Raw genomic sequence first — 26,497 nt, 5'->3', positions numbered from 1 at the left:
CTCCAAATTCAGCAAACGCCGCGCCAAGCGCGGCACCTCTCGCACAGTCCTGAGTGACAACGTCAAACAGGGGCCTGTGCCCCAAAAGCAAACCGCCGCACGTTGCCGCGCGGCGGTTCAAATACATTACCGCAGATTATGCCGTGTTTGCCGTGGCACAAGTGCGGTAAAAACCCGGCAGCCCTTGCGGGCTGCTTCGGGCGTCAGGCTTTTCAGGCCTTGGTCAGCATGGCATGCAGCTCTTGCACCGAGTGCACGTCCAGATTGCCGCGCATGGCCTTCATGCCTTCCACGGCCGCTTCCGCGCCGAAGATGGTGGTGAAGGTGGTCACACGTGCCAACAGCGCGCTGGTACGGATCTGGCGCGAGTCGGCGATGGCGTTGCGGCGCTCTTCCACGGTGTTGATGACCAGGGCGATCTCGCCGTTCTTGATCATGTCCACGATGTGAGGACGGCCTTCAGTCACCTTGTTGACCGCTTGCACTTCCAGGCCAGCTTCAGCAATCGCTGCAGCTGTACCGCGTGTAGCGCACAGGCTGTAGCCCATGGCAACCAGCTCCTTGGCCACGGCCACGGCACGGGTCTTGTCGTTGTTCTTCACCGACAGGAAGACCTTGCCTTCGGCAGGCAGGTGCACGCCGGCGCCCATCTGGCTCTTCACAAAGGCTTCGCCAAAGGTCTTGCCCACGCCCATGACTTCACCGGTGGACTTCATCTCGGGGCCGAGAATGGTGTCCACACCAGGGAACTTCACGAACGGGAACACGGCTTCCTTGACGCTGAAGTAAGGCGGTGTGACTTCCTTGGTGATACCCTGCTCGGCCAGCGTGTCGCCGGCCATGCAGCGTGCAGCCACCTTGGCCAGTTGCACGCCGGTGGCCTTGGAGACGAAGGGCACGGTGCGCGAGGCACGGGGGTTCACTTCCAGCACGTAGATCACGTCCTGGCCGTCAGCCTCCTTGATGGCGAACTGCACGTTCATCAGGCCCACCACATGCAGGCCTTCGGCCATGGCTGCGGTCTGGCGCTTGATCTCAGCAACGGTTTCGGCCTTCAGGTAGTAAGGAGGCAGCGAACAGGCGGAGTCACCGGAGTGAACGCCGGCTTGCTCGATGTGCTCCATCACGCCGCCGATGTACACGGCGCCGGTCTTGTCGCGCACGCAGTCCACATCGCACTCGATGGCGTTGGACAGGAAGTGGTCCAGCAGCACGGGAGAGTCGTTGGAGACCTTCACGGCTTCGCGCATGTAGCGCTCGAGGTCACGCTGCTCGTGCACGATTTCCATGGCACGGCCGCCCAGCACATAGGAAGGACGCACCACCAGGGGGTAACCCAGGCCGGCAGCCTTTTCCAGGGCTTCGGCTTCGGTACGCGCAGTGGCGTTGGGAGGCTGGCGCAGACCCAGTTCGTTGAGCAGCTTCTGGAAGCGCTCGCGGTCCTCCGCGGCATCGATCATGTCGGGCGTGGTGCCGATGATCTTCACGCCTTCGCGCTCCAGGCCCAGAGCCAGCTTCAGAGGCGTCTGGCCGCCGTACTGCACGATCACGCCTTCGGGCTGCTCCACGTCCACGATTTCCAGCACGTCTTCCAGCGTCAGGGGCTCGAAGTACAGGCGATCGGAAGTGTCGTAGTCGGTGGACACGGTCTCGGGGTTGCAGTTGACCATGATGGTTTCGTAACCATCTTCGCGCATGGCCATGGCGGCGTGCACGCAGCAATAGTCGAACTCGATGCCCTGGCCGATACGGTTCGGGCCACCGCCCAGCACCATGATCTTCTTCTTGTCCGTGGGAGCGGCTTCGCACTCTTCGTCATACGTGGAGTACATGTATGCGGTGTTGGAAGCGAACTCGGCCGCGCAGGTGTCCACGCGCTTGAACACGGGACGCACCTTCAGCGCCTTGCGTGCTTCGCGCACGGCCTTATCGCTGGTGTGCAGCAGCTTGGCCAGGCGGCGGTCGGAAAAGCCCTTTTGCTTGAGGGTGCGCAGAGTCTGCGCATCCAGAGCCGCCAGAGCGCCTTCGCCCTTAGCTTCGTAGAGCTTGTCCAGCTCGAGTTCGATCTTGACGATCTCCTCGATCTGCACCAGAAACCACTTGTCGATCTTGGTGATGTTGTGCACCTCGTCCAGCGACCAGCCGGCAGCGAAAGCGTCACCCACATACCAGATGCGGTCGGGACCGGGCTCGCCCAGTTCCTTTTCCAGGATTTCACGATCCTGGGTCTTTTCGTTCATGCCGTCCACGCCCACTTCCAGGCCGCGCAAGGCCTTCTGGAAGGATTCCTGGAAGGTACGGCCGATGGCCATCACTTCGCCCACGGACTTCATCTGCGTGGTCAGGCGGTTGTCGGCAGCAGGGAACTTCTCGAAGGCGAAACGCGGGATCTTGGTGACCACGTAGTCGATCGAGGGCTCGAACGAAGCGGGGGTCTTGCCGCCGGTGATTTCGTTCTTGAGCTCGTCCAGCGTGAAGCCCACGGCCAGCTTGGCCGCGATCTTGGCGATGGGGAAGCCCGTGGCCTTGGAAGCCAGTGCCGAGGAACGCGAGACGCGGGGGTTCATCTCGATGACGATCATGCGACCGTCCTTGGGATTCACCGAGAACTGCACGTTGGAGCCGCCCGTGTCCACACCGATTTCGCGCAGAACGGCCAGAGATGCATTACGCATGATCTGGTATTCCTTGTCGGTCAGTGTCTGGGCCGGCGCCACGGTGATGGAGTCACCGGTGTGCACGCCCATGGGGTCCAGGTTTTCGATGGAGCAGACGATGATGCAGTTGTCGGCGGTGTCGCGCACCACTTCCATCTCGTACTCTTTCCAGCCCAGCAGGGATTCCTCGATCAGCAGTTCGTTGGTAGGCGAAGCCTCCAGACCGCGCTTGCAGATGGTTTCAAATTCCTCGGGGTTGTAGGCAATGCCGCCGCCAGTGCCGCCCAGCGTGAAGCTGGGGCGAATGACGGTGGGAAAGCCCATCTGCTTTTGCACGGCCCAGGCTTCGTCCATGGAGTGGGCGATGCCGGAGCGCGCGGAGCCCAGACCGATCTTGGTCATGGCGTCCTTGAACTTCAGACGGTCTTCGGCCTTGTCGATGGCTTCGGGCTTGGCGCCGATCAGCTCGACCTTGTACTTGTCCAGCACGCCGTTCTTCCACAGGTCCAGTGCGCAGTTCAGCGCGGTCTGGCCGCCCATGGTGGGCAGGATGGCATCGGGGCGTTCCTTGGCGATGATCTTCTCGACCGTCTGCCAGGTAATGGGCTCGATGTAGGTGACGTCGGCCGTGGCCGGGTCGGTCATGATCGTGGCAGGGTTGCTGTTGATCAGGATGACCTTGTAACCCTCTTCGCGCAGCGCCTTGCAGGCCTGCACGCCGGAGTAGTCAAACTCGCAGGCCTGACCGATCACGATGGGACCGGCGCCAATGATCAGAATGCTTTTTAGGTCGTTGCGCTTAGGCATTTTTGTGTTTCTCCATCAGCGCTGTGAAGCGGTCAAACAGATAGCCGATATCGTTGGGGCCGGGCGATGCTTCGGGGTGACCCTGGAAGCAGAAGGCAGGCACATCGGTACGCTCCAGACCTTGCAGCGTGCCGTCAAACAGGCTGATGTGCGTGGCGCGGGCATTGGCGGGCAGCGACTCCAGCTCCACCGCAAAACCGTGGTTCTGGCTGGTGATGCTGACGTGGCCGGTGTCCAGGTCCTTGACGGGGTGGTTGGCACCGTGATGGCTGTTTTGCATCTTGAAGGTCTTGGCACCGGAGGCCAGAGCCATGATCTGGTGGCCCAGGCAGATACCGAACACCGGCATCTTGGCTGCCATGATCTCTTGCACGGCGGCAATGGCGTAGTCGCAAGGCGCGGGGTCGCCAGGGCCGTTGGACAGGAACACGCCGTCCGGATTCAGAGCCAACACATCCTTGGCTGGAGTCTGTGCGGGCACGACGGTCACGTCGCAACCGCGCTCGGCCAGCATGCGCAGAATGTTCTTCTTCACGCCAAAGTCATAGGCCACAACCTTGAACTTGGGCGATTCGAGCTTGCCGTAGCCTTCGCCCAGCGTCCACTCGGCCTCGGTCCATGGGTAGGACTTGTCGGTGGACACGACCTTGGCCAGATCCAGACCCTTCATGCTGGGGGCAGCCTTGGCGGCAGCGATGGCCTCGTCGATCCTGGCCTGGGTGACTTCTTCACCAGCGGCCAGACCCACGATTGCGCCGTTCTGCGCGCCCTGATCACGCAGCAGTCGCGTGAGCTTGCGGGTGTCGATGTTGGCGATGGCGACGGTCTTACCTTCGGTCAGGTACTCGGACAGCGTCTGGGTGCTTCGGAAGTTGCTGGCCAGCAAAGGCAGGTTCTTGATGATGAGACCTGCGGCATGGATCTTGTCAGCTTCGACGTCTTCAGGATTGACACCGTAGTTGCCGATGTGCGGATACGTGAGCGTCACGATCTGCTGGCAATAGCTGGGGTCTGTGAGGATTTCCTGGTAGCCGGTCAGCGAAGTGTTGAAAACGACTTCACCAACAGTGGTGCCTTGCGCACCAATCGAGTTGCCAATAAAGACCGTGCCGTCTGCGAGCGCCAGAATGGCGGATGGGAAATTTCCCTTGAGAGACAAAAGCACTGGGTTCTCCGGTTTTTTAATTACGGTTACGCCCAACGAAGCCCCGGCATGTGCGCTGGGACATTTGTGTCTGCAGGGAATGGCGAGGAAGCGTCGCTAGGCGTATGAAGGAATGCTTGAAAGCCGCCCATTATAGGCTCTGTCCGCTTCACCCCTTTGAAGCGCCCCGGGATTACCCTCTACGGCGTAGCATGCTTACGCTACTCGCATGCAGGCAGATCGCGGCGGCAGCGGCCACATTGAGTGACTCCTCACCCCCGGGCTGTGCAATGCTGATGCGGTGGCTCGCCATCTCCATCAGCGCATCGCCCACACCCTGCCCTTCATGGCCCATGGCCCAGGCACAGGGCCATGGCAGGTCGGCCTCATGGATCAATGTCCCCTGATGGGAGCTGGTCACTACCAGGGGCACCTGCAGGGCTTGCACATCCTCGACCGAGGCAGCCTCGACCAGATGCAGACCGAAGTGAGCACCCATTCCAGCGCGCAGCACTTTCTGGCTCCACAGCGCGGCCGTGCCCTTGAGCGCCACGATCTGGGTGAAGCCGAAGGCCGACGCGCTGCGCAGGATGCTGCCCACATTGCCGGCATCCTGGACGCGGTCCAGCACCACGGTGGCAACGCCCGGCTGCACCTGCACACCCGCATCCCAGTCCATCACATAGCCCATGCGGGCAGGAGATTCCAGAGCGCTGATCTCGTCGAACAAGGCATCTGCCAGCACCACGACCTTGCCGGCAGCCTGCACCCACTCCTCGGGCGCCTGAGGCCAGAAAGACTGCGCAAAAACGGCAAGCTTTGGTTTCAGACCCCGCACCAGGGCCGCACGGCAAAGATGATCGCCTTCAAGCCAGACCTGCCCCTGTTTACGATAGGCCGTGCTGTCCTGGGACAGACGACGCAGCTCCTTGACGAAAGCGTTGTCGCGCGAATGAATGTCCGTGACCTGGGGGCGTGCAGCCATGTCGACCTCTGAGAAAAAACAAAAACCCGGCATGCAAGCGCCTGGCCGGGCTTGAAACAAGAAGATAGAACGCCCGAAGCGGCCCTGCGCCACACTCGGGAATGCAGACAATGTCGATCAGGCGCGCATCAGACGTAGAGCGATGCCTGCGACATCAGCAGGCTGGACGTCACACCCGACAGCCCGGTCTCGCACAGCACAGGCTGCGCCATGCCGCCTGCACACACCTGGCCGGCTTGCAGCACCTGGGCCACGGGCGCAAAGGAGCGCCTGTGCTCTGCCGTCGCACCATGGGCGCGCAAGGCCTGCAGATGCGCGGCCGTGCCATAGCCCTTATGTCCGGCAAAGCCGTACTGCGGGTACTGGGCATCCAGGCGTTCGCACCAGCGGTCACGCGTGACCTTGGCCAGGATCGAAGCTGCGGAAATGGCCTGCACCAGCGAGTCCCCCTTGACGATGGCCTCGGCCTGCACATCGATCTGCGGCAGCTGGTTGCCGTCCACCAGCACCAGCACGGGCTTGAGACGCAGGCCCATCACGGCGCGACGCATGGCCAGCAGCGTGGCCTTGAGGATGTTGATCTCGTCGATCTCCTGCACCGAAGCCTGGGCTACGCAAAAGCACAGCGCCTTGGCACGGATCTCGTCGTAGAGCACCTCGCGGCGGTTGGCCGTGAGCTTCTTGGAGTCGTTAAGCCCGGCAATGGGCTTCAGATCGTCCAGGATGACGGCGGCAGCCACCACCGGACCGGCCAGCGGGCCGCGCCCTGCCTCATCCACCCCGGCAACCAGCCCGGGCGGATGCCAGGGCAGGCAGCCTTGCTCAAGCAGCGGGGGTGGCAATGATTTTTTGGATCGCATGGGCAGCCAGTTCGGCGGTATCGCGGCGCAGTTCGTGATGTAGCGCGGTGAAGCGCTCAACCAGCGCTTCAATGGTGGCAGGAGAATCCTGGCTGGCTCTGAGCCAGCCCAGTGCGGCCTGGGCCAGCGCCTCGGGTGTTGCCGCATCCTGCAGCAGCTCGGGCACGACAAAATCGCCGCACAGAATATTGGGCAGGCCCACCCAGGGCTGCAGCTGTTTGCGCTTCATCAGGCGCCAGCTCCAGGGATGCATGCTGTAGCTGATGACCATGGGGCGCTTGTAGAGCGCCGCCTCCAGCGTGGCGGTGCCGCTGGCAATCAGCGTGCAGTCGCAGGCTGCCAGCACATCGTGGGACTGGCCCTTGACGATGAGGCATTTGCCCTGCATGCCGGCCTCGGCCGCAATGCGCTGCACCTCTTCGTACAACGAAGGCACGGCCGGCACCACGATCCGGGTCTGAGGCAACGCCTTCTGGACCAGCGCCGCCGCCTTGAAAAAGCCTGAGGCAATGTAGCGCACCTCGGAGCGGCGGCTGCCGGGCAGCAAGGCCAGCACCAGCCCCTCTTCGGCCAGGCCCAGGCGCGCACGCGCGGCCGCTCTATCGGGGTGCAGCGGAATCACCTGCGCCAGCGGATGACCGACGTAGGTGGCTTCGATGCCATGCTGGGCCAGCAGTTCGGGCTCGAACGGGAAGATGCACAGCACATGGTCGGCGGCGCGACGGATTTTCTCCACGCGATCGGCACGCCAGGCCCAGATCGACGGACAGACAAAGTGCACGGTCTTGATGCCGGCTTCACGCAAGCCGGTTTCCAGCCCCAGGTTGAAGTCGGGGGCATCCACACCGACGAAGACCGAGGGTGGATGCGCAATCAGGCGCTGGCGCAGCTTTTTGCGAATACCGAGCAACTCGGCCACGCGCGCCAGCACTTCCCAGCTGTAACCATGCACGGCCAGGCGCTCTGACTGCCACCAGGCGTCAAAGCCGCGCTCCTGCATTCTGTCGCCGCCTATGCCCATGGAGCTCGCATCGGGCCAGCGCTGACGAAGACCGTCCAGCAACAGCGAAGCCAGCAGATCGCCCGAGGCTTCGCCTGCCACCATGGCAATGCTGGGCGCTATGGAATCTGGAGCGGCTTGCGCTTGCTTATTAGTCATTTCAGAGCTATTCACGTCTCAAACTCAGATAGGGACAGCGCGAGTCGCTATCAACGTGTAATGCCGTTGCTTGCCGATGCCAGAAAGGACTGCATGAAGTCCACGTCCTGCACGGCTTCAGGCGTTGCCGACTTGATCGCATCCATGGCCGCAATGGCATGTTCCAGCGTCAGACCCTGGCGGTACAGCAGCTTGTGCATTTCACGCACGGCAGCAATGCGCGCATCCGAGAAGCCACGACGCTTGAGACCGATCAGATTCACGCTGCGAGCAGCCAGCGGATTGCCATCCACCGTCATGAAGGGCGGCACATCCTTGTTCACATGGGCCTGAAAGCCCACCATGGCATGTGCACCTATGCGCATGCGCTGCAGCACACCGGTCAGGCCGCCAATCGTCACCCAGTCGCCGACATGCACATGGCCTGCCAGCGTGGTGTTGTTGGCCAGCGTGGTCTGGTTGCCAATGATGCAGTCATGCGCGATATGCACATAGGCCATGATCCAGTTGTCATTGCCGATGGTCGTCTCGCCGCGATCCTGCGTGGTGCCCGTGTTGAAGGTACAGAACTCGCGCACCGTGTTGCGATCGCCGATCACCAGACGCGTGGGCTCGCCCGCGTACTTCTTGTCCTGAGGCTGCGCACCCAGCGACGCGAACTGGAAGATGTGGTTGCCTTCACCAATGGTGGTGTCGCCTTCGATCACGCAATGCGCGCCCACCTTGCTGCCGGCGCCAATGCGCACCCTGGGGCCGATGACGGCATACGGCCCCACCGACACCGAGGTGTCAAGCTGGGCCGCAGGGTCCACCACGGCGGTGGGATGAATCAAGCTCACAGCCGCCATCAACGCTTATCCCACGTGACGCATGGTGCACATCAGCTGAGCTTCAGCGGCCACTTCGCCATCCACGCTGGCGACGGCGTTGAACTTCCAGATGCCGCCGCGCACGCGATCGATAGTGATCTCCAGGGCCAGTTGGTCTCCCGGCACCACAGGGCGCTTGAAGCGAGCCGAGTCGATGCCCACGAAGTAGTAGATATTGTTTTCATCGGGCACCTGGCCCATGGCGTCGAAGGCCAGCAGGCCGGCAGCCTGGGCCAGAGCTTCAAGAATCAGCACGCCGGGCATGACCGGACGACCGGGGAAATGCCCGGTGAAGAACGGCTCGTTGAACGTGACGTTCTTGATCGCCTTGATGCGCGTGTTGCGCTCAAGCTCCAGCACCCGGTCCACCAGAAGAAAGGGGTAGCGGTGAGGCAGTTGCTTGAGAATTTCTTGAATATCCATCATCAATTTCCGTTGTTGCTTTGCCGGCCCTCTGCCAGCGCTTGTTCAAGCTTCTTGACCCGCTCCCGGAGCGTGTACAACTGCCTGAAGGTTGCAGCGTTCTTTTCCCATTGCTCGTTCTCTTGCAACGGAAAGATGCCTGTATAAAAACCTGCCTTGGGCAAGGAGCGAGTGACCATGGAGGTCGGCGAAATCACCGTGCCATCCGCAATCGTCAAATGCCCCAGAATATTGGCAGCTCCACCAATCTGGCAGCGCTTGCCGATACGCGCACTGCCGGCAATACCGGTATTGCCGGCAATCACCGTATGCGCACCAATGTGCACATTGTGGGCAATCTGCACCAGATTATCGATCTTGACGCCATCTTCAATGACGGTGTCATCAAGTGCCCCACGATCCACGCAGGTGTTGGCACCGATTTCCACGTCGTTGCCGATGCGCACGGCCCCCAGCTGCTCTATCTTTTCCCATTGGCCCGCCGAGGGCGCGAAGCCGAAGCCGTCGGCACCGATGACCACACCGGGATGCAGAATGCAGCGCTCGCCCAGCACACAGCCCTGGCTGATGGTGACGCGCGATTTCAGCACCGTATCGGCACCGATGACCGCGCCTGCCTCCACCACACATTGCGGCCCCACATAGGCACTTTCATGCACCTGGGCAGTGGCATCCACCACCGCACTCGCATGGATGCCGCGCGGCCTGCCGCCCTGCTGATGCGCCTTCCACCACTGGGTGGCACGCGCGAAATAGGCATAAGGATCGGCCGCGACAATGCAGGCGCCACGCTGCGCCGCTTCATCACGCATCGTCGGCGCCACAATGACACAGGCCGCCTGTGAGGCGGCCAGTTGCTGGCGATAGCGGGGATTGCTTAAAAAGCTCAGATCACCGTGGCCCGCAGAGTCCAGTGGAGCGATGCGCGAGATAGGCATCTCGCGCTCGCCACCCACCAGTTCTCCTCCGAGCGCATCGAGAATCTGTCCCAATAGAACGCTCACAAAAGTATCCTTGGGATTACTTTGTGCCGTTCAGGGCCTTGATGACCTTGTCGGTGATATCGAACTTGGGGTTGATATACACGGCCTCTTGCAGGATGACGTCGTACTTTTCAGTCTCGGCCACTTGCTTGACAACCTTGTTCGCACGATCCAGCACGGTGGCCAGTTCTTCGTTCTTGCGTGCGTTCAGATCTTCCTGAAATTCACGGCGCTTGCGCTGGAATTCACGATCCTGATCCACCAGCTGACGCTGGCGCGAAGCACGCTGGCTCTCGGACATGGTGGTAGCTTCACGCTCGAACTTGTCCGAGGCGCTCTTCAAGGAATTGCCCTGATCGACCAAATCCTTTTCACGCTTAGAAAACTCCTGCTCAAGCTTGGCTTGGGCAGCCTTGGCAGCGGATGCCTCACGGAAGATACGATCCGTGTTCACAAAACCGGCCTTGAATTCCTGTGCATGCGCAGAGACGGCCATGGCGCCAAGCAGCACAGCCAAAGAAAGATGGCTAGAGAGAGATTTCATTAGAAAGATGTTCCGATTTGGAATTGCAGTTTCTGGATTCTATCGCCGGTTTCCTTACGGATTGGCTGAGCATACGCCAAACGCAGAGGACCCAGCGGCGAAATCCAACTAATACCGACACCGGTGGAAGCACGCAAGGTTCCCAGATCCATGCTTTCACCTTCCGCCCACACATTACCCACGTCCACAAAGCCGAACAGACGCAGTGTTCTGTCATTACCGGCACCTGGGAACGGGACCATGAATTCGCCATTCAAGGTCAGCTTGCGCGTGCCGCCCAAGGCCAGATTGGTATTCACCGTGTCACGACGCCCCAGAGAGCCCTGCTCGAAGCCACGCACCGAGCCCAGACCACCCGAGTAGAAATTCTTGAAGATGGGATAGGGATTGCCGCCCAGGCCCTTGCCCCAGCCCAGCTCGCCGTTCAGGGCAATCGTGTACTTCTTGTTCAGCGGAATATATTGCTGAATCTGGTAGTTGGCCTTCGCATAGCGCATATCGCTCATGAACGAGGCTTCCAGATTCACACGCTGATAGCGACCGGCATTGGGTGCCAGGGCACTGTCGCGGTTATCACGAGACCATCCCAGAGTCAGAGGGATACCGGTCTTGGAGCAGCCTATGTTCTGGCCAGGCAGACCACCGCAATACTCGTTGTAGACCGCCGGCATATAGGTGCCAGGCTTGATCTCATTGCCTTCAACACCGGCACCGAAGAAGATGGTGTCCACTTCACTGAAGGGCACACCGAAGCGCACGCTGGCACCCTTGGTGATGATCTTGTAGGCGCCATCGTCATAGTAGGGGCGAATGGTGCGGTAGTACAGGTCATAGGTGCGCGAGATACCGGTATCCGTGAAGTACGGATTGGTTGTCGACACCACCATGGTGCGGTTGTACTTGCTGGTGTTGACGTCCAGACCCAGGTAGTTGCCCGAGCCGAACACGTTTTCCTGCTTGATGCCGAAGGACAGCGAGACCTTTTCAGCGCTGGAAAAACCTGCGCCCAGCTGGATCGAGCCTGTGGGCTTCTCAACCACATTGATCATCAGATCGACCTGATCGGGAGAGCCGGGCACTTCCTGGGTTTCAATGTCGACCTGGGTGAAGAAGCCCAGACGATCCACACGGTCGCGCGACAGCTTGATCTTCTGGCCGTCATACCAGGAGGCTTCGAACTGACGGAACTCGCGACGAATCACTTCGTCGCGGGTCTTGTTGTTGCCGCTGACACTGATGCGACGGACGTAGGCGCGACGCGAAGGCTGTGCTTGCAACACGATGGCCACACGATTGTTGGCGCGATCGATTTCGGGCACGGCCTCCACCTTGGCGAAGGCAAAACCGAAATTGCTGTAATAGTCGGTAAAAGCCTTGACGGTCTCGGAAACCTGATCGGCGTTATAGGGCTCACCTGGCTTGATCTTGACCAGCGATTTGAACTCGTCGTCACGGTCCAGGTAGTTGCCTTCGAGCTTCACGCCAGAGACCACATACTGATTGCCTTCGTGAATATTCACGGTCAGGCCGATGCTTTGCTTGTCCGGAGAGATGGCGACCTGGGTGGACTCCACACGGAACTCCAGGTAGCCTCGCTGCAGATAGTAGGAGCGCAGAGACTCCAGGTCGGCATTGAGCTTGTTGCGAGCGTAGCGGTCAGACTTGGTGTACCAGCTCATCCAGTTGCCAGTGTCCTGGTCGAACAGGTCCTTGAGCGTCGATTCCTTGAAGGCCTTGTTGCCCACAATGTGGATTTCGTTGATCTTGGCCGGCTCGCCTTCGGAGACGGTGAAGGTCAGGTTCACTCGGTTGCGCTCGATAGGCGTCACCGTGGTCACCACTTCAGCGCCATACAGACTGCGGTTGATGTACTGGCGCTTGAGTTCTTGCTCTGCGCGATCAGCCAGTGCCTTGTCGAAAGGGCGGCCATCGGCCAGGCCCACGTCACGCATGGCCTTGAGCAGAGTGTCCTTGTCGAACTCCTTGGTGCCGGCAAAGTTCACCTCGGCAATGGTTGGGCGCTCTTCCACAACCACCACCAGCACATTGCCATTGGCTTCGAGGCGCACGTCCTTGAACAGACCCAGAGCAAACAACGAACGAATGGCAGCCGCGCCCTTTTCGTCGTTGTAGTCGTCGCCCACGCGCAAAGGCATGGAGGCGAACACCGTACCGGGCTCCACTCGCTGCAAACCCTCGACGCGGATATCTTGAACTTTGAAGGGCTCCAATGCCCATGCCGCTTGCGCAGCTAAAACCATAGCAGCCAGGGCAGTTGCAGAGCGCACGCCCAAGCGATTGAAATGTTTTTTCATGAGTGGAAATCGCCGCGAATGCGGCCTACCGTAGCGGTAAAAATTAGCCCCAGAGCCGGTTGATATCGTTGAAAAAGGCGACTGACATCATCAGCAATATGACTGCGACGCCTGCACGCTGCAGTCTTTCAGCCCAGACATCAGAGACACTGCGCCCCGTCAAACCTTCCCAAAGATAATACATCAGGTGCCCACCATCCAGAACGGGCAATGGTAGCAGGTTGAGAACGCCCAGGCTGATGCTGATCAGCGCGAGGAACGACAGGTATTGCACCAGCCCCATGCTGGCGGACTTGCCTGCATAGTCTGCGATCGTCAAAGGACCGCTGATATTCTTGAGCGAGGCCTGACCGATCAGCATGCGCCCCATCATGCGCAGCGTCATGGAGGACAGCTCCCAGGTCTTGTGCACACCGGCGATCAAGCCATCCAGAAAGCCATGGCGCACCAGCACCATCTCGTGCTGGCTGCCAATAAAGGCGTTCACACGTGCAGTTGCAGCTTGTCCATCCTTGCCAGGTACTATTTCCGGCTGCACTCGCAGGTTCAGACGCCGGCCCGCACGCTCCACCGCCCAGGCCTGCGGCTCGACTCGACCCGATGCACCCGAGGCACGAATCGCGGCACGCGCCTGAGCGCCATCCTGAACTGCCTGGCCATCGATGCTGAGCAGCACATCGCCTTTTTGCAGACCCGCCTTTTCCGCTGGGCCACCCGCAACAACCTCTTCTATGACCGGACGACTCCAGGCACCCTGCAGCCCGACCTTGTCAAAGAAAGCTGCATCCGGTTCCTTTTGTTGCAAAGAAGCGAGATCGAGTGGCACGACACGCGCCACGCCGTGCTCTTGCGCCGCCACCTCCAGCTGCAAGGTTTCACCTTCAATGGCAGCTGTCGTCACCAGCCAGCGCAAATCACCCAGGGCACGCACAGGCTGCCATTCCTTGCCACCCACAGAGGCACGCTGCACCCAGTCGCCACTTTGAATACCGGCCTGATGCAGCAACGTGCCTTCCGGAGGAGCCGCAAGCCGGGCTGCCGGCTCGTTGGTCCCCACCCAGTTGACCACCGCCAGCAGCGCCACGGCCAGCACCAGATTGGCCACCGGTCCCGCAGCAACAATCGCTGCACGTGAGCGCAAGGGCTGATTGTTGAAGGCCAGATGTTTTTCCTCGGGTCTGACCTCACCCTCACGTTCGTCAAGCATGCGCACATAGCCGCCCAGAGGCAGCGCCGCGATCACATATTCGGTGCCCGACTTCTTGCCGACCCAGCGCAACAGCGGCTTGCCAAAGCCCACGGAGTAACGCAACACCTTGACGCCACAGGCCACGGCAACGCGATAGTGGCCCCACTCATGCACCGCAATCAGAACGCCGAGCGCCACGATGAAAGCCACAACCGTCAGCAACACCTGAAACTCCTTAATGCCAATCAATGCTTGGAGTGCGCAGCAGGCCGCAAGTTCAACCGCAAGCCCTCAAGCCACCAAACTCGACGCCAGATCAGCGCGCCCACTGCCTGGCTATGTCAGCCGCACGCTCGCGCGCTCGCTCATCGAGCGCCATCAACTCATCCAGACTGCCAACGACACCGGGTTGCACGGATTCCAGCGTCTGCAGATTGACGGCATGAATGCGGTCAAATGACAGCCGACGCTCCAGGAATGCGGCGACAGCCACTTCGTTCGCTGCGTTGAGCACCGTGGTCGTGCCCTCGGGCGCGCGCAGCGCCTGCCAGGACAGATGCAGGCCCGGAAAGCGATACGCATCCGCCTCCTCGAAGGTCAGCGCCGCCAGCTTGGCGAAATCCAGCACAGGTGCGCCGCTCTCGATGCGCTCGGGCCAGGCCAGACCACAGGCAATCGGCACACGCATATCGGGCGTTCCCAGCTGGGCGAGCACGGACGCATCCTTGAACTGCACCATGGAATGCACGATCTGCTGGGGATGGATCACCACCTTGATTTTCTCGGGCGCCATATCGAACAGCCAGCGCGCCTCGATCACCTCCAGCGCCTTGTTCATCATGGTGGCCGAGTCCACCGAGATCTTGCGTCCCATGGAAAAATTGGGATGCGAGCAAGCCTGCTCGGGCGTGATTTCGGACAGTGTCGCCGGATCGCGCTGGCGGAACGGACCGCCCGATGCCGTCAACAGCAAGGAGTCGACGCGATCAGCCCAGGTGCTGCTGTCTTCGGGCAGGCACTGGAAGATGGCCGAGTGCTCGCTGTCGATGGGCAGCAAGGTGGCACCATGACGCTTGACCGTGTCCATGAACAGCGCGCCGCCCACCACCAGGGCCTCCTTGTTGGCCAGCAGCAGACGCTTGCCGGCCCTGGCGGCCGCCAGACAGGGCGCCAGACCGGCCGCTCCGACAATCGCCCCCATGACGGCATCCACATCAGGGTGGGACGCAATCACTTCAAGAGCATCCCGCTCCTGGAGAACCTGTGTCTGAAGCCCGTTTTGCTTGATTGCCTCAGCCAGTTGACGAGCATGAGGCGCACTGGCCATCACAGCGAACTGTGGCTTGAACTGCGCGCATTGCCTGAGCATCAGATCCACCTGCGTGGCTGCACTCAGCGCGAAGATTTCGTATTGTTCAGGGTGGCGCGCCACCACATCCAGGGTATTGGTTCCGATGGAACCGGTAGAACCCAGAACCGTGATTTTCTGCTTCATGGATGCACAAAGGATGAGAGCATCATCGCCAACGGCAGTGTGGGCAGGAGGGCATCAATGCGATCCAGGACACCACCATGGCCGGGCAGCAAGCCGCTGCTGTCCTTGACACCGACGCTGCGCTTGATGAGGGATTCGACCAGGTCGCCCACCACACTCATCGCAGCCATAAACACTGCAGCCAGCAGCAGGAACCAAAGTCCGCGCGACTGCAGCACCGAATAGAAACTGGGAACACCAGCGCCGTAGTGACGATCTGCCCAGCTCCAGACCAGAGCCAGCACAATCACCCCCAGCATGCCGCCCCAGACACCTTCCCAGCTCTTGCCGGGACTGATGGAAGGAGCAAGCTTGTTCCTGGTGAATTTCAGGCCGAAAGTGCGGCCTGCAAAATAGGCGAAGACATCAGCCACCCAGACCAGCACCAGCACCGACAGCAGGAAGTTGATGCCGATATTGCGCGCCTGCACCACGGCCAGCCAGGCCAGCCACAATGCCAGCACGCCGCCGACCAGACGAACTGCAGCCGGAATATGCGGCCAGCCCGCCACGCCAGCGCGCAGCAGCAAAACGCCCCCCAGCACCCAGAGGGAACCTGCAATCAGCCACACCGTGTGCAGAGGCTGATCCACCCAGCCGGCCCACCAGGAGCCGGCGCACAGCGCCGTACAGACAGCACCCAGGCCCAGTGAGCCTGCCTGTCCAAAACCATTGAGTCGCCCCCACTCCCAGGCACCAGCCGCCATGAACAACAGCATCAGTGCGGCAAAGGGCACGGTGCTGGCCGTATAAAACAGTGCCGGCAGCAAAATGGCCAGCAAAATCAAGGCGGTAATGACGCGCTGCTTGAGCATGGCACCTCTTATGGTTAAACCGTCAAGGTGACGGTGGATGATGGTTGAATCTGCTCGGAAGTCTGGCCGAAGCGGCGCTCACGACCGCCAAACACGGCAATGGCCTCGTCAAGAGCCGCCTCGTCGAAATCAGGCCACAGGGCATTGCTGAAAAAAAGCTCTGTATAAGCAGCCTGCCAGAGCAGGAAATTGCTGATGCGGGTCTCGCCACCGGTGCGGATCATGAGATCCGGATCCGGCACATGGGCCAAGGCCATGGCCCTGTCCAGATTCTCGGGAGTCAGCTCCAGCCCCTGGGCCACCAGCTTCTGTGCAGCCTGGGCTATATCCCAGCGGCCACCGTAGTTGAAGCAGACGTTGAGAACCAGACGCGTGTTGTGAGCGGTGATGCGCTCGGCCTCTGCCAAGCCTTCCCGAACCTTGTCGCTCAGCCCCTGACGGTCGCCGACAAAGTACAGGCGCACGCCGTCGCGGCTGAGTTGAGCGACTTCCTTGGCCAGGGCATTGGCCAGCAGGCTCATGAGGCCCGAGACCTCTTCCTGAGGCCGGTTCCAGTTCTCGGAGGAAAACGCAAACACAGTGAGCACCTGCACGCCACGCTCGACGCAGGCGCGAGCGCAGCGGCGCAGGGACTCCACCCCCTGCTTGTGACCGGCAAGACGTGGAAGCAGACGGCGCTTGGCCCACCGCCCGTTACCGTCCATGATGACGGCGATATGGCGCGGAACCGCGCCGTTTTTCTTGGATGTCAAAAGTGCAAGTCCTTTGGAAAGACTCAGACCGCCATGATGTCCTGTTCCTTGGCCGCCACCAGCGTATCGACCTCGGCAATATGCTTGTCGGTGATCTTCTGGATTTCGGCTTCGGAGCGCTTCTGATCGTCTTCAGAGGCTTCCTTGTCCTTGACCAGCTTCTTCACGCCTTCATTGGCATCGCGACGCAGGTTGCGAACGGCAATCTTGGCGTTCTCGCCTTCGTTGCGCGCCAGCTTGGTCATTTCCTTGCGGCGCTCTTCGCTCATGGGAGGCATGGGCACGCGAATCAGATCGCCCATGGAAGCGGGATTCAGACCCAGATCGCTCTCGCGAATGGCCTTTTCCACCTTGGCAGCCATGTTCTTTTCCCAAGGCTGCACGCTGATGGTGCGGGAATCCAGCAAAGACACATTGGCCACCTGGGACAGAGGCACCATGGAGCCGTAGTACTCGACATGAATGGCATCCAGCAGCGCGGGATTCGCACGGCCGGTACGCACGCGAGCCAGATTGTTCTTCAGAGCCTCGATGGACTGACCCATCTTGGTTTCGGTGTTCTTTTTGATTTCAGCGATCGTCATGTTCTTGTTCCTTTGCGGGCATGTGGCGGCAAAACGCTCAAGCGTACACCAGAGTGCCTTCGTCTTCACCCATGACCACGCGCTTGAGTGCGCCGGGCTTGACGATGGAGAACACGCGAATCGGCAGCTTCTGGTCGCGGCACAGCGCGAAAGCCGTGGCATCCATGATGCCCAGATTGCGCGAGATGGCCTCATCGAAAGCCAGCTTGTCGTAGCGTGTGGCCGAAGGATCCTTGACCGGGTCAGCCGTGTACACGCCATCCACCTTGGTGGCCTTGAGCACGACTTCGGCGCCGATTTCAGCACCACGCAGCGCAGCGGCCGTGTCGGTGGTGAAGAAGGGATTGCCCGTACCGGCAGCGAACACCACGACCTTGCCCTCTTCCAGGTACTGCAGCGCCTTGGGGCGCACATAGGGCTCGACCACCTGCTCGATACCGATGGCCGACATCACGCGCGCCGTCAGGCCCTGCTTGTCCATGGCATCTGCCAGAGCCAGGGCATTCATCACCGTGGCCAGCATGCCCATATAGTCGGCAGTCGCACGGTCCATGCCGACCGAGCCGCCCGCCACGCCGCGGAAGATGTTGCCGCCGCCGATCACCACGGCAACCTGCACACCCACCTTGGTCACTTCCACGATCTCAGCCACCATGCGCTCGATGGTTGCACGGTTGATGCCGAACTGGTCATCTCCCATTAACGCCTCCCCCGACAGCTTGAGCAAGATGCGCTTGTGGGCTGGAATGGCGTTGGACATGGTGTTTCTCCGATGGAAGTTGAATGAGTATGAAAACGGGAGGGGGAATAAATCAATCGCGGCTCTAGGCCGCGATTGTTGCTAAGGCTTAGGTTTAAGCACCAGCCTTGGCTGCTGCCACCTGGGCAGCCACTTCAGCGGCGAAGTCGTCAGTCTTCTTCTCAATGCCTTCACCCACGACATACATCGTGAACGCCTTCACATTGGTGTTGGCAGCCTTGAGCATCTGAGCCACGGTTTGCTTGCCGTCAGCAGCCTTCACGAAGACCTGGTCAGCCAGGGACACTTCCTTCAGGTACTTCTGCACGGAGCCTTCCACCATCTTGGAAACGATGTCGGCAGGCTTGCCGGATTCGGCTGCCTTGCCTTCGGCCACAGCGCGTTCCTTGGCGATCAGATCAGCAGGCACGTCAGCGGAAGTCAGAGCCACGGGCTTCATGGCAGCCACGTGCATTGCCACGTCCTTGGCAGCAGCAGCGTCGCCGTCGAACTCGACCACCACGCCAATGCGGGTGCCGTGCACGTAGGCAGCCAGGCCAGCGCCGCTGAAAGCCTTGAAGCGACGGAAAGACATGTTTTCGCCGATCTTGCCGATCAGACCCTTGCGCACGTCTTCCAGAGTGGGGCCGTAGCCGTCTTGCTCGTAGGCCAGGGCGCCCAGAGCGTCCAGGTCAGCGGGATTGTGCTCGGCGACCAGCTTGGCAGCGGCATTGGCCATGGCCAGGAAGCTGTCGTTCTTGGACACGAAGTCGGTTTCGCTGTTCACTTCGATCAGGCCACCCTTGCCGCCGTCGATGAAAGCAGCCACAACGCCTTCAGCAGTCACGCGGGAAGCGGCCTTGCCAGCCTTGGTACCCAGCTTGACGCGCAGCAGCTCTTCAGCCTTGGCCATATCGCCATCAGCTTCGGTCAGAGCCTTCTTGCATTCCATCATGGGGGCGTCGGTCTTGGCGCGCAGTTCGGCGACCATGCTTGCAGTAATTGCCATCGTATTTCTCCAGTATCAGTTCGATTCGTTACAGGATTCCGGCTAAAAAAACGGGGCTACCTAGAGCCCCGCTTTTTCTCGCGATGCGGTCGCGCAGCCGGACTTCGCTTAGGCGGCGGATTCTTCCACTTCCACGAACTCGTCGCCGTTCTCACCGGCAGCGGCCTTCACCACGTCGTTCAGACGAGCTTCACGGCCTTCCAGGATTGCGTCGGCAATGCCTTGGGCGTACAGCTGCACAGCCTTGGCGGAGTCGTCGTTACCAGGGATCACGTAGTCGATGCCATCGGGGTTGTGGTTGGTGTCAACCACGCCGATCAGAGGAATGCCCAGCTTCTTGGCTTCAGCGATAGCGATCTTGTGGAAGCCCACGTCGATCACGAAAATGGCGTCGGGCAGACCGTTCATGTCCTGAATGCCGCCGATGTCCTTTTCCAGCTTTTCCAGTTCGCGAACGAACATCAGCTGTTCCTTCTTGGACATGGATTCCAGACCGGCTTCTTGCTGAGCCTTCATGTCCTTCAGACGCTTGATGGAGGTCTTGACAGTCTTGAAGTTGGTCAGCATGCCGCCCAGCCAGCGCTGGTCAACGAAGGGCACGCCAGCGCGCTTGGCTTCTTCAGCCACCAGCTCACGGGCTTGACGCTTTGTACCCACCATCAGGATGGTGCCGCCGTTAGCAGTCAGCTGCTTGGCGAACTTCTGGGCTTCCTGGAACATCGGCAGGGACTTTTCCAGGTTGATGATGTGGATCTTGTTGCGGGCACCGAAGATGAACGGAGCCATCTTGGGATTCCAGAAACGAGTTTGGTGACCGAAGTGGACGCCGGCTTCCAGCATCTCGCGCATTGTTACTGCCATGTTAATTACCTCAAAGGTTGGGTCTAAAATCCGGCCCAACGATTGCAGCCGCCTTGAAAAAAAGCGAGCGCAACACCTTGAATAGGCCGGTTTGCTATTTGCCTTGCCGACTTAAAAGCAATTGCTGCAACACACAAAAAGCCATCGCATCAACCACTTTCAGAGCTTTTCAAGTCAATCCTCACGGACTAACCCTTAGCAAAGCCGCAAAATTTTAGCACACTGCCATGCAACTCGACCTCAGTCACGTCGCTCTTGAGATCCGCGAAGGCCGCCAAAGCGCTGCAAACCTCATGCAAATGAGCATTGCTGCCGCGCAAAGCCCCTTGTGCGCCAACGTTTTCAGCCAGACTTTTTTTGACGAGGCACGCTGGGCTGCTGCAGAAACGCCACCCACTACACCCCTGGCTGGCCTGGCCATCTCGGTCAAGGATCTGTTCGACACGCAAGGCGCGCGCAGTGCCGCCAGCTCCCTGGTGCTGCAGGATGCGCCCCTCGCCCGAGCAGACGCCACGGCCGTTGCCCGCCTGCGCGCGGCAGGCGCGGCCATCATCGGCCGCACCCATATGGTCGAGTTCGCTTTTTCCGGCGTTGGCGTGAACCCGCATTTCGGCACCCCCGCCGCGCTGGATGCCCGCCACCCCGCCAATCCTCAGCTGGCGCCCACATGGCCGGCCCGCATTCCGGGCGGCTCCTCGTCAGGCGCTGCTGTATCCGTCGCCAGCGGCGCCGCCTGGGCGGCTCTGGGCTCGGACACCGGGGGCTCCATCCGCATTCCCGCTGCACTCAATGGCCTGGTTGGCTTCAAAAGCACGGCCAGGCTGGTTCCCACCGAAGGAACCGTGCCACTCTCGCCCACACTGGACACTGCCTGCGCCATTACGCGTAGCGTGCGCGATGCCGTGCTGCTGCACGAGATTCTGGCCGAGCGCAAAGTCACCAAGGACGAACGCAGCCAGAGCCAGTGGCGCCTGGCAGTGCCACGCCCCGTCTTCTTCGATCAGATCGAGCCCGCCGTGCGCAACGCCTTCGAACGCAGCATCGCCAAGCTGCAGGCCGGCGGCGCACAGATCGAGTGGATTGACCTGCCCGAGCTGGAGGAGCTGGACGGCGTCAACATCATCGGGGGCTTCTCGCCCACCGAAAGCTATGCCTGGCACCGGCGTCATCTGCAGGACCCCGCCAAGGCCGCGCTCTACGACCCCCGAGTACGCTCGCGCATAGAGCGCGGCGCGAGCATGAGCGCTGCCGACTATCTGGATCTGCTGGCCGCGCGCAAGCGCTGGATTGCCAAGATGGAGAGTGCCATAGTCAGCTATGACGCCCTGCTCTCGCCCACCACGCCGATCACGGCACCCACGATTGCATCCGTCGCCCCGACCAACGGTTTCGACGCCGCAGCCGACGCCAAGCGTGACGAGGAATTTTTCCGCGTCAACGGCCTACTGCTGCGCAATACCAGCGTGGTCAATATGCTGGACGGCTGCGCCCTGTCACTGCCGTGCCACAACCCGAACGAGCTCCCCATGGGCCTGATGATCTGGCATGCCGCCCTGCACGACGATGCCATCCTGAATATCAGCGCGGGCATCGAAGCCGTGCTCAATCGCGACTGACTTCAATTTCCGTAGCTATAACCGCTTATGGCTATTGAATTAAAAGGCAAAAATCATAAAAACCCACAAATGCGCAGCCGGAGGCTATCCTCGGGCCATGCTGCGCATTTCTCCCTCCGACACCCCGCCCGCCTCCATTTCCGCTGGTCAAGGCTGGCCACTGTTCAGCACCGCCGCCACACGTCAGATTGAGAAGGCTTGCGCCGACCGCCTGCCGCCTCACAGGCTGATGGAACGCGCAGGCCTTGCCATCGCCAGGCTGGCAATGGCAATAGCCCCGCACGCGCAACGCATCTGGATTGCCTGCGGCCCTGGCAACAACGGCGGCGACGGCTTTGAGGCGGCAGCTCAGCTCAGGGCCATGCTGCCCCATGCGCGAATCATGGTCAGCGAAGTGCGCGCACCTGCCGAACTTCCGTCCGATGCACAGATTTCCCGGAACAAAGCCTTGCAGGCTGGCGTGCAGTGGCTCGATGACGCCCCCGTCGATCTGGGACCACAAGACCTGTGTGTTGATGCACTGCTGGGCATAGGACTGAGCCCGCGCACTTTTGGCAAGACCTCGGCTGCCGATCAGCGCCTGCTGCAGTTGCTGGCCCTGGTTCAGCATTGCACCTGCAACGTACTCTGTGTAGACGTTGCCTCAGGCCTCGATGCCGATACCGGTCAATATCTGAGGGAATTCGCACCCGGCCACATCTCCGCCGACCAACGACGCCACACGCTTGCCTTGCTGACCCTGCAGCCCGGCCTGTTCACCGGTCAGGGCCGCGATGCCTGCGGACAAATCTGGTGGGACGACCTGGGCTGCGGCATTGCCAGCGCTCCCGACGTACCGCACTCGCCCGCCCTAGTCGCTGCAGCACAGCCCACGGCATATCTGAGCAACCCAGGCCTTGCCTCCTCAAGAACACGCCCGCACGCCAGTCACAAAGGCAGCTTTGGCGATGTGGCCGTGCTCGGCGGCGAAGGCCTGGGCATGCGCGGCCTGTCGATGACGGGCGCTGCCTGGCTGGCGGCACTGGCGGCACTGCACGCTGGAGCCGGTCGCGTCATGCTGGCCTTGCTGGACGAGCAATCACCGCAAGGCACTTCGCCCTGGCCGGAAATCATGTTGCGCCAACCCGCCGCGCAGGACTGGAGCCAGGCCACCGTGGTCTGCGGCTGCGGTGGCGGCGAAGCCGTGCACGCCTGGTTGCCTCACATACTGACACAAGCACCACAACTGGTGCTGGATGCCGACGCACTCAACGCCGTTGCGGCCAGCCCGGCACTGGCACAGCAGCTGAGCCAGCGCGCTGCACGCCAGCAGACCACGGTCTTGACCCCCCACCCGCTGGAGGCCGCGCGCCTGCTGCAGACCAGCACCGCTCAAGTACAAGCCAACCGCCTTCAAGCCTGCCTGCAGCTTGCCAGCAAATTTCAGTGCACGGTGCTGCTCAAGGGCTCCGGCACGGCTGTTGCCAATCCACAGCAGCAAGTCTGGATCAATGCCAGCGGCAATGCCCGCCTGGCCACGGGCGGCACGGGCGATGTGCTGGCCGGATTGATAGCAGCGCTATGGGCACAGGGTCAAAGTGCCGATATGGCAGCAACTCAGGCTGCCTTCCGCCATGGCCACATTGCAGATTGCTGGCCAGCAAACCTCCCATTCAGCGCCAGTGCACTGGCTCTGCGCCTGGGCAATCAATAAACTGCAAAAAACAAAGGCCTTGCCATTATCTGGCAAGGCCTTTCAGCTCTTGATAGGAGAGCAATCAGCGCTCGGTCTTGCGCTTGCTGGTTTTGCTTGCCGGTGCAGCCTTGGTACCTGCCGCAGGCTTGGCAGCAACCTTTACGGCTTTGGGAGCCGACTTCGCCGCAGACTTCGTTGAGACCTTGGTTGCGGGCTTTGCGACCGATTTTGATTCGGGCTTGACCGCAGCCTTGGCAACAGAGATGGCCGGAGCATCAGGCGCAAGCAGAGCTGCAACCTTTTTCCTGCCTGCCGCCTTGCGAGGCTTGGCTTGCTGCACCGCAGTCACGGACTCCGTCACAGGCTCAGGCTTGGGCGCGGCGTGCTCTTGTGCGTACTCTGCCTCCAGTGCGGCCAGGTTCACGCTTTTCAGCATGGCCTTCTTGGCTGCCTTTCGGCCCTGCTTGGCGCGATCGGGCTCAGGTGCAGAAGCAGGCCCCGCAGCGGCATTGCGCTGCGCACGATTGGCCTTGGCATCGCGACGACTCCACTTGTCGGCATAGCCGCCCGCACTGCGTTCGTCACGTGACTCGCGACGGCCACGCCCCTCATCCTTGGCCTGGCCACGACCGCTGCGTGGTGTTTGTACCAAGCCATCCTCGCCATCACGAACCAGGCGGAAGTCGATGCGACGGCCGTCCAGATCCACGCGACTGACCTGCACCCGCACTCGTGCGCCGATGCCATAGCGAACACCCGAGCGCTCGCCACGCAACTCCTGCCGGGCTTCGTCGAAGCGGAAGTAGTCGCCGCCCAGCTCGGTGATATGCACCAGCCCTTCCACATACATGGCATCCAGCGTCACAAAGACTCCGAAGGTCGTGACCGAGGAAACCGTGCCCGCGAACTCCTCGCCCAGATGCTCGCGCATGTATTTGCACTTGAGCCAGGCCTCCACATCGCGACTGGCTTCATCGGCGCGGCGCTCGTTGGCGCTGCAGTGCAGGCCGGCAGCCTCCCAGGCCTGGAATTCCTTGGCCGCCGAGCGCTTGCGCGGCTTTTGCCCCGGCTCGACCACACGCGAGGAGAGGCGCTTGGCCATCTTGGCTTCGGCTTCACCCGGCGTGGGCAGGCTGGGCAGCTTGTAGTGTGTGCCGTTCAGCTCAGCCTTGATCACGCGGTGCACCAGCAAGTCCGGATAACGACGAATCGGGCTGGTGAAGTGGGTATAAGCCTCAAAGGCCAGACCGAAGTGGCCCGAGCCTTCCGGCGTATAGAAAGCCTGCATCATGGAGCGCAGCAGCATGGTGTGAATCTGCTGCGAGTCAGGCCTGTCCTTGGTGGCATTGGCAATCTGCTGAAACTCCTTGGTCGAAGGGTTTTCGCTGATGCTCATGCTCACACCCATGGCCTTGAGGTAATTGCGCAGAATTTCCTGCTTTTCCAGCGAAGGCTTGTCGTGCACGCGGAACAGACCAAGCTGCCCGCTTTGGTCGATGAAATCTGCGCTGCAGACATTCGCCGCCAGCATGGCTTCTTCAATCAACTTGTGCGCATCATTGCGAGTGCGTGGCACGATTTTTTCGATGCGTCCGTTGTCGTCGCAGACGATTTGCGTCTCGGTCGTCTCAAAGTCCACGGCACCGCGCGCCTCACGAGCCTTGAGCAGGGACTGAAAGACGCCATACAGATTCAGCAAATCCTGCACGCGCTCCTTGCGCTTGGCTGCTTCAGGACCGCGTGTATTGGCCAGGATTGCAGCCACCTCGGTATAGGTGAAGCGCGCATGGCTATGCATGACTGCCGGGTAGAACTGATAGGCGTGAATCTCACCTTGCGCCGTGATCAGCATGTCGCAGACCATGCACAGCCGATCGACGTCGGGGTTCAAGGAGCACAGCCCGTTGCTGAGCTTTTCCGGCAGCATGGGAATCACTCGGCGCGGGAAATACACGCTGGTGGCGCGATCGTAAGCATCCACATCAATGGCGCTACCTGTGGTCACATAGTGACTCACATCCGCAATCGCAACAAGCAGACGCCAGCCCTTGCTGCGCCCCACCTTGGCGGGCTCGCAATACACGGCATCGTCAAAGTCGCGCGCATCTTCGCCGTCAATGGTGACCAGAGGAATATCGGTCAGATCAATGCGGTGCTTGTAGTCTGCGGGTCGGACTTTTTCGGGCAGCGCCTTGGCTTGCTCGAGACAGGCGTCGGAGAAGATATGCGGCACGCCATACTTGCGCACCGCAATCTCGATTTCCATGCCTGGGTCATCCACCTCACCCAGCACTTCGGTAATGCGGCCCACAGGCTGACCAAACAAGGCCGGAGCCTCTGTCAGTTCCACCACCACCACCTGGCCCGGCTTGGCCGCGCCTGTGGCGTTGGAAGGAATCAGAACATCCTGACCGTAGCGCTTGTCTTCAGGGGCCACAAGCCACACACCGCTTTCCTGCAGAAAGCGGCCAATGATGGGCTGATCGGGACGCTCCACGATTTCCACCACACGGCCTTCGGGGCGACCGCGATGGTCATGACGGGCGATACGCACCTGGACCTTGTCCTTGTGCAGCACCGCTCGCATTTCATTGGGGGGAAGGTAGATGTCACGCTCACCATCGTCACGGACGACAAAGCCGTGTCCGTCGCGGTGGCCCTGCACAGTGCCCAAAATTTCTTCGTTCATATCGGCAACTTTTGCGCGAGGGTTCATTTTCTTGATATACAATCTATGTCTTTCCTGAGATGCCCAGGTGGCGGAATTGGTAGACGCACTAGTTTCAGGTACTAGCGGGTAACTCCGTGGAGGTTCGAGTCCTCTCCTGGGCACCAAGTTTAACGACAACCTGCAAGGGTTGAAACAAACTTGGGAAACATTCCTCAAGGGAATGTTTGCAAGCCAGACGGCATCTTAGAAAATTTGAAGATTCAGATTGAATGCAAAAAATGCATTACAATACGAAGCTTCCCTGAA

General features: G+C 60.8%; 21 protein-coding genes and 1 tRNA gene. 3 read left to right on the top strand and 19 right to left on the bottom strand.

Annotated features, from left to right (window positions below; all coding sequences use genetic code 11):
* Window positions 1-212 precede the first annotated feature (212 nt).
* The 18 genes from carB to rpsB form a co-directional block, all read right to left on the bottom strand.
* Complete coding sequence (carB, locus tag Cth01_RS18690; RefSeq protein ID WP_045840061.1) at window positions 213-3,464, bottom strand: carbamoyl-phosphate synthase large subunit; 3,252 nt, start codon at window positions 3,462-3,464, stop codon at window positions 213-215.
* A complete protein-coding gene (gene carA, locus Cth01_RS18685) occupies window positions 3,457-4,629 on the bottom strand; it encodes a glutamine-hydrolyzing carbamoyl-phosphate synthase small subunit (RefSeq protein ID WP_012839119.1) in 1,173 nt (390 codons plus the stop codon). The genes carB and carA overlap by 8 nt, the downstream gene beginning before the upstream one ends.
* A 172-nt stretch (window positions 4,630-4,801) precedes the next feature.
* Complete coding sequence (locus Cth01_RS18680; protein ID WP_045840060.1) at window positions 4,802-5,593, bottom strand: TrmH family RNA methyltransferase; 792 nt, start codon at window positions 5,591-5,593, stop codon at window positions 4,802-4,804.
* A 128-nt stretch (window positions 5,594-5,721) separates the two neighbouring features.
* On the bottom strand, window positions 5,722-6,453 hold the full coding sequence (gene rnhB / locus Cth01_RS18675; RefSeq protein WP_045840059.1) for a ribonuclease HII: 732 nt from the start codon (window positions 6,451-6,453) through the stop codon (window positions 5,722-5,724).
* Window positions 6,416-7,612 carry a lipid-A-disaccharide synthase gene (lpxB, locus tag Cth01_RS18670; protein ID WP_012839121.1) on the bottom strand — a complete coding sequence of 399 codons (1,197 nt, stop codon included), beginning with the start codon at window positions 7,610-7,612 and terminating at the stop codon, window positions 6,416-6,418. Before lpxB ends, rnhB begins: the two co-directional genes overlap by 38 nt.
* 50 nt (window positions 7,613-7,662) lie before the next feature.
* A complete protein-coding gene (gene lpxA / locus Cth01_RS18665) occupies window positions 7,663-8,451 on the bottom strand; it encodes an acyl-ACP--UDP-N-acetylglucosamine O-acyltransferase (RefSeq protein ID WP_171832531.1) in 789 nt (262 codons plus the stop codon).
* 15 nt (window positions 8,452-8,466) lie between these two features.
* Window positions 8,467-8,907 carry a 3-hydroxyacyl-ACP dehydratase FabZ gene (gene fabZ / locus Cth01_RS18660; protein ID WP_003053425.1) on the bottom strand — a complete coding sequence of 147 codons (441 nt, stop codon included), beginning with the start codon at window positions 8,905-8,907 and terminating at the stop codon, window positions 8,467-8,469.
* Window positions 8,907-9,908, bottom strand: coding sequence for a UDP-3-O-(3-hydroxymyristoyl)glucosamine N-acyltransferase (gene lpxD / locus Cth01_RS18655; RefSeq protein WP_034358742.1), 1,002 nt, complete (start codon window positions 9,906-9,908; stop codon window positions 8,907-8,909). The genes fabZ and lpxD overlap by 1 nt, the downstream gene beginning before the upstream one ends.
* 16 nt (window positions 9,909-9,924) lie before the next feature.
* Complete coding sequence (locus Cth01_RS18650) at window positions 9,925-10,431, bottom strand: OmpH/Skp family outer membrane protein (RefSeq protein ID WP_034358744.1); 507 nt, start codon at window positions 10,429-10,431, stop codon at window positions 9,925-9,927.
* Window positions 10,431-12,746 (bottom strand): outer membrane protein assembly factor BamA, encoded by a 2,316-nt coding sequence (gene bamA, locus Cth01_RS18645; RefSeq protein ID WP_034358746.1) that lies wholly within the window; start codon window positions 12,744-12,746, stop codon window positions 10,431-10,433. Before bamA ends, Cth01_RS18650 begins: the two co-directional genes overlap by 1 nt.
* Window positions 12,747-12,789: 43 nt before the next feature.
* Entirely contained in the window at window positions 12,790-14,160 is a 1,371-nt protein-coding gene (gene rseP / locus Cth01_RS18640; protein ID WP_045840075.1) for an RIP metalloprotease RseP, read from the bottom strand.
* A gap of 91 nt (window positions 14,161-14,251) precedes the next feature.
* Complete coding sequence (gene ispC, locus Cth01_RS18635) at window positions 14,252-15,430, bottom strand: 1-deoxy-D-xylulose-5-phosphate reductoisomerase (RefSeq protein WP_034407213.1); 1,179 nt, start codon at window positions 15,428-15,430, stop codon at window positions 14,252-14,254.
* A complete protein-coding gene (locus Cth01_RS18630; RefSeq protein ID WP_045840058.1) occupies window positions 15,427-16,284 on the bottom strand; it encodes a phosphatidate cytidylyltransferase in 858 nt (285 codons plus the stop codon). The genes ispC and Cth01_RS18630 overlap by 4 nt, the downstream gene beginning before the upstream one ends.
* A 14-nt stretch (window positions 16,285-16,298) precedes the next feature.
* Window positions 16,299-17,036: a polyprenyl diphosphate synthase gene (uppS, locus tag Cth01_RS18625; protein WP_034358753.1), complete on the bottom strand. Its 738-nt coding sequence runs from the start codon at window positions 17,034-17,036 to the stop codon at window positions 16,299-16,301.
* Between the two features lie 23 nt (window positions 17,037-17,059).
* Window positions 17,060-17,620, bottom strand: a complete 561-nt coding sequence (frr, locus tag Cth01_RS18620; RefSeq protein WP_003067379.1) for a ribosome recycling factor — start codon at window positions 17,618-17,620, stop codon at window positions 17,060-17,062.
* Between the two features lie 37 nt (window positions 17,621-17,657).
* Window positions 17,658-18,380 carry a UMP kinase gene (gene pyrH / locus Cth01_RS18615; protein WP_003053409.1) on the bottom strand — a complete coding sequence of 241 codons (723 nt, stop codon included), beginning with the start codon at window positions 18,378-18,380 and terminating at the stop codon, window positions 17,658-17,660.
* A gap of 94 nt (window positions 18,381-18,474) precedes the next feature.
* Window positions 18,475-19,368 (bottom strand): translation elongation factor Ts, encoded by an 894-nt coding sequence (gene tsf / locus Cth01_RS18610; protein WP_003067381.1) that lies wholly within the window; start codon window positions 19,366-19,368, stop codon window positions 18,475-18,477.
* Between the two features lie 108 nt (window positions 19,369-19,476).
* Window positions 19,477-20,229 carry a 30S ribosomal protein S2 gene (gene rpsB / locus Cth01_RS18605; protein WP_003067383.1) on the bottom strand — a complete coding sequence of 251 codons (753 nt, stop codon included), beginning with the start codon at window positions 20,227-20,229 and terminating at the stop codon, window positions 19,477-19,479.
* 227 nt (window positions 20,230-20,456) lie between these two features.
* Here rpsB and Cth01_RS18600 point away from each other — a divergent pair, with 227 nt between their 5' ends.
* The gene (locus Cth01_RS18600) at window positions 20,457-21,845 is read left to right on the top strand and encodes an amidase (RefSeq protein WP_045840057.1); all 1,389 of its coding nucleotides are present in this window, start codon (window positions 20,457-20,459) and stop codon (window positions 21,843-21,845) included.
* A 97-nt stretch (window positions 21,846-21,942) separates the two neighbouring features.
* Window positions 21,943-23,538, top strand: a complete 1,596-nt coding sequence (locus Cth01_RS18595) for an NAD(P)H-hydrate dehydratase (protein WP_045840056.1) — start codon at window positions 21,943-21,945, stop codon at window positions 23,536-23,538.
* Between the two features lie 64 nt (window positions 23,539-23,602).
* On the opposite strand, the gene rnr is transcribed toward Cth01_RS18595, so the two are convergent.
* The gene (rnr, locus tag Cth01_RS18590) at window positions 23,603-26,236 is read right to left on the bottom strand and encodes a ribonuclease R (RefSeq protein ID WP_045840074.1); all 2,634 of its coding nucleotides are present in this window, start codon (window positions 26,234-26,236) and stop codon (window positions 23,603-23,605) included.
* Between the two features lie 34 nt (window positions 26,237-26,270).
* Here rnr and Cth01_RS18585 point away from each other — a divergent pair.
* Window positions 26,271-26,355: transfer RNA gene (locus Cth01_RS18585), tRNA-Leu, on the top strand.
* Window positions 26,356-26,497 lie beyond the last annotated feature (142 nt).

Origin of the sequence: Comamonas thiooxydans (genome assembly GCF_000964545.1) — a bacterium.
Classification (GTDB): Bacteria; Pseudomonadota; Gammaproteobacteria; order Burkholderiales; family Burkholderiaceae_C; genus Comamonas; species Comamonas thiooxydans.
This window is presented reverse-complemented; position numbering and strand designations above follow the sequence as displayed.